We start from the raw sequence: 3,782 nt of genomic DNA on the forward strand, positions 1-3,782 counted from the left end.
CTCGCTTGCGCTTTGGCGGGCGCATCCGCGCCGGCCGGTGCTTCAGAGCCGCCGGTCGTGGCGGCATGGTTGCTGGGATCGCCGCTGGCGATCTGGTCTTCATTGTCTGTCGGGGTCATGGTGCGGCGTGATAGCAGAGCGGACGATTTCGAGAAACGACAATCTCGCCGGGCGGGCATGATTCTGGCGCACGGCAGGGCTTTTTGCAGGCAGGGGTCAGGGCCGGTGACGGGTTGCGATGCGTCCGCAGGTGAAGGGGAGGCCGGGGGCCGGCGGGGGCCGGCGCGCAGCGGGTTCATGGAGCGTGCACTTGAAGCCGCGCGCGCCGCGGCGGCGCTCGGCGAAGTGCCGGTCGGCGCCGTGGTGGTGCGCGGCGGGCAGGTGCTGGCAACGGCCGCCAACCGGACGCTGACCGACCGCGACCCGACGGCCCACGCGGAAATTCTCGCGCTCAGGGCCGCGGCCCGCAGGATCGGTTCGGAACGGCTGACCGGCTGCGATCTCTACGTCACGCTGGAACCGTGCCCGATGTGCGCTGCCGCCATCTCCTTTGCCCGCATTCGCCGGCTTTATTATGGCGCCGGCGATGAAAAAGGCGGCGCGGTGGAACACGGCGTGCGGCTTTATGCATCGCCAACCTGCCACCATGCGCCGGAGGTGGTGGCCGGCCTTGCCGAGCGCGACAGCGCGGCGCTGCTGCGCACCTTCTTCCGCAGCCGGCGCTGACGGTGCGGCACGGGTAATCCGGCGCGGAACGTCCGGTCTTCGGCCGGTCAGTCGTCGCGGCGGGTCCGTTCGCGGGCTTCCAGCGCGGCCTCCAGCGCGCGCCTGACCGCCTCGGTCACCGGGCGGGCGGCGGCCAGCACCTCGCCGGCCTTGAGAAAGTCGAGCACGCGGAAGCGGTTGATGTCCGGGCGCACCACCAGATCCGGGGCCCGGCGGTGTTTCAGCTTTTCGGTGATCAGGGCCTGCATCATGATCTGGCTGGCGCCGAACAGGGCCTCGGTCGGGCCGGGCTGGCGGCGCTCGGCATCGGGCTGCGGCCCGCCGACCACATCGACGGCCACCACGAAATCGACGGCGCGCGGCAGTGCATCGAAGGGCAGCGGATTGGAGAAGCCGCCGTCCATCAGCACCCGGCCCTCGTGACTGACGGTGCGGAACACTGCCGGCAGTGCAATGGAGGCGGCCAGCGCCGGCTTCAGCGGACCGGCAGAAAAGCGCACCTCGTTCCAGCCGTAGAAATCGGTGCCGATGGCGGTGAAGCGCACCGGCAGGTCTTCGATGGCCTCCGGCAGGGTGCCGGGCAGCACGAGGTCGATGACCCGCCCGGCATCGAGCGAGACCATGGCATTGGCGCCGAACAGGTCCGACAGGCGCTGCGGGCGCAACTGCCACAGCGAGGCGATCAGCGCGCGGCTGTCGGCAAAGCGGGCGCGGGCGAGTTCGGCAATGTCGCTGCCGGTCAGCCCGCCGGCCCAGCCCGCCCCCACCAGCGCACCGATCGAGGCGCCGGCAATGGCCGCCGGCTTCAGGCCCATTTCGTCGAAGGCGGAAATGACGGCGGCATGGGCAAGCCCGCGCGCGCCGCCGCCCGACAGCGCCACGCCGATGCGCAGGCCTTCCCCGCCGGCATCCGCGGCGCCGGCGGCCGGGGCGGGGCGGGACGGAGCGGCGCCCGGCAGATCGGCATCGGGCAGATCGGCGGCAGGCAAATCGGCAGCAGGCAGATCGGCAGCAGGCATGGCGGTTCCGGTGGCAGGGGGCGTGATTCGCAACCATGGCATCCGGCTGCGGCGCGGGCGTGACGGCGGCCGCCGTCAGCGCAGGGCGAGCAGCACGACGCCGGCGGCGATCAGCGCCACGCCGGCCCAGTTCACGGCCGAAAGGCGCTCGCCCAGAAACAGCACGCCGAACACCGCCACCAGCACCACGCTGAGCTTGTCGAGCGGTGCGACACGGGCGGCATCGCCGAGTTTGAGCGCGCGGAAATAGCACAGCCACGACGCCCCGGTCGCCAGCCCCGAGAGTACGAGGAACACCACGCTGCGGCCGGACAGGCTGCCGGGGCTCTGCCACTGGTGCGTTGCGGTGACCAGCACCGCCAGCAGCGCCACCACCACGAGGGTGCGCAGCAGGGTGGCGAAATCGGGGTTGATGCCTCCGACCCCCACTTTGGCGAAAATCGCCGTCAGCGCCGCGAAGCCGGCGGAAAGCAGCGCCCAGAGCTGCCAGGAAAGAACGACAGAACGCATCGCACGCGGCTCCGTGTAGCGCCCGGGGCGGGCGGGGCAGGGGCGGGGCAGGGGCGCGACAGCGCCGGGCCGGACGGGACAAGGGCACGGCACGTCCGGAATCATCCCATTCTGCCGCGCTTTCGGGCAGCCGGCGAGGGCTTTTGCGTTATCGCCTCTTCGCTGTGCAGCGCCCTCTTTGCAAGCGGCCGTTTTGATGTAGGCTCATCTTTTCGTGCCGCACATCCGGTGCGTCGCGGGCGTCTTCCGGGCTGCCGCCCCCCGAAGGCGGGCACCGATCCGAAAGCAGATCATGAGCCAGAATCGCCAGACCCACATCCGTCTCACGTCCCATCCCGGTGCAGGGGCGCCGATCCGTCATCCGATCCGGTGGGGTGCGGGCGATCCGCGCAGCCGCGGGCCGGTGATCGGTACGGTGAGCCGGCCGGGCGATCGCAACGTGATCGGCACCCATGGCGGGGCCTATGCGCTCTATCGCGCCCTTGCCGTTTCTTCCGGCGCGCTCAACCCCATCCAGCGCCCGGACCTGACCAACACCGCCCCGGTGGTGCAGCTCGGCCCCCATCCGCAGTGGTCCGAGCCGGGCCGCATCGTGTCGCTCGACCCCTACGGCCATATGGCCCAGACGGCTTATGCCGACCTCATTGCCGAAGGGCTGGACATCCGCCCCTCCATCGCCATCACCCGGGCGCGGCTGACGCTGCCGGAACTGACCGATGCGATGAAGCTCGGCCGCCTCCGGGCCGACGGCACGATCATGCTGGAAAGCGGCGAGATCGCCGTCACCAAGGCAGCCGTCGATCCGGTGTGGTATCTGCCCGGCATCGCCGAGCGCTTCGGCGTGGCCGAGGATGCCCTGCGCCGCACCCTGTTCGAGCAGACCGGGGGCATGTATCCGGAACTCGTCACACGGCCGGATCTCGACGTGTTCCTGCCGCCCATCGGCGGCATCACGCTCTATATCTTCGGCGACCCGGCCGCCCTGTGGGACGGCCGCCGGCTGACCTGCCGGGTGCATGACGAGTGCAACGGCTCCGACGTGTTCGGCTCCGATATCTGTACCTGCCGGCCTTATCTCATCCACGGCATCGAGGAGTGCGTGCGCGGCGCGCAGGCCGGCGGCGGCGGGCTCATCGTCTATAACCGCAAGGAAGGCCGGGCACTGGGCGAGGTGACGAAGTTCCTCGTCTACAACGCCCGCAAGCGGCAGGCGGGCGGCGATCAGGCGGCCACCTATTTCGAGCGCACCGAGTGCGTGGCCGGCGTGCAGGATGCCCGCTTCCAGCAGCTCATGCCCGATGTGCTGCACTGGCTCGGCATCCGCCGCATCGACCGCTTCGTGTCGATGTCGAACATGAAATATGACGCGCTGGTGGGGTCCGGCATCGAGATCGGCGAGCGCATTCCCATTCCGCCGGAGCTGGTGCCGGCCGATGCCGCGGTGGAGCTGGAGGCCAAGAAGGCGGCCGGCTATTATGCGCCGGAGGGCGCGGCCGATACCTCCACGGTGATCGGCCGCGGGCTCGA

General features: G+C 70.4%; 4 protein-coding genes and 1 pseudogene. 2 read left to right on the plus strand and 3 right to left on the minus strand.

Annotation, left to right across the window (positions count from 1 at the left end):
- Positions 1-299, minus strand: a pseudogene (locus V7067_RS16295) (hypothetical protein); the annotation flags it as partial.
- Here V7067_RS16295 and V7067_RS16300 point away from each other — a divergent pair.
- Positions 298-726, plus strand: coding sequence for a nucleoside deaminase (locus tag V7067_RS16300; RefSeq protein WP_334176949.1), 429 nt, complete (start codon positions 298-300; stop codon positions 724-726). The pseudogene V7067_RS16295 and the gene V7067_RS16300 overlap by 2 nt on opposite strands.
- Positions 727-773: 47 nt before the next feature.
- Here the strand turns inward: V7067_RS16300 and V7067_RS16305 are convergent, their stop codons facing one another.
- The gene (locus V7067_RS16305) at positions 774-1,745 is read right to left on the minus strand and encodes a patatin-like phospholipase family protein (protein ID WP_334176950.1); all 972 of its coding nucleotides are present in this window, start codon (positions 1,743-1,745) and stop codon (positions 774-776) included.
- Positions 1,746-1,820: 75 nt separating this feature from the next.
- On the minus strand, positions 1,821-2,255 hold the full coding sequence (locus tag V7067_RS16310) for an EamA family transporter (protein ID WP_334176951.1): 435 nt from the start codon (positions 2,253-2,255) through the stop codon (positions 1,821-1,823).
- Positions 2,256-2,547: 292 nt separating this feature from the next.
- Here V7067_RS16310 and V7067_RS16315 point away from each other — a divergent pair.
- On the plus strand, positions 2,548-3,782 hold a 1,235-nt coding region (locus V7067_RS16315; RefSeq protein ID WP_334176952.1), incomplete at its 3' end, for a GTP cyclohydrolase II.

This window comes from Pseudoxanthobacter sp. (assembly GCF_036822375.1).
Lineage (GTDB): Bacteria > Pseudomonadota > Alphaproteobacteria > Rhizobiales > Segnochrobactraceae > Pseudoxanthobacter.

Bases quoted from the DNA above. Each gene is read 5' to 3' on its own strand.
- V7067_RS16310 (WP_334176951.1), bottom strand. From the start codon at position 2,255: ATGCGTTCTGTCGTTCTTTCCTGGCAGCTCTGGGCGCTGCTTTCCGCC.
- V7067_RS16305 (WP_334176950.1), bottom strand. From the start codon at position 1,745: ATGCCTGCTGCCGATCTGCCTGCTGCCGATTTGCCTGCCGCCGATCTG.
- V7067_RS16300 (WP_334176949.1), top strand. From the start codon at position 298: ATGGAGCGTGCACTTGAAGCCGCGCGCGCCGCGGCGGCGCTCGGCGAA.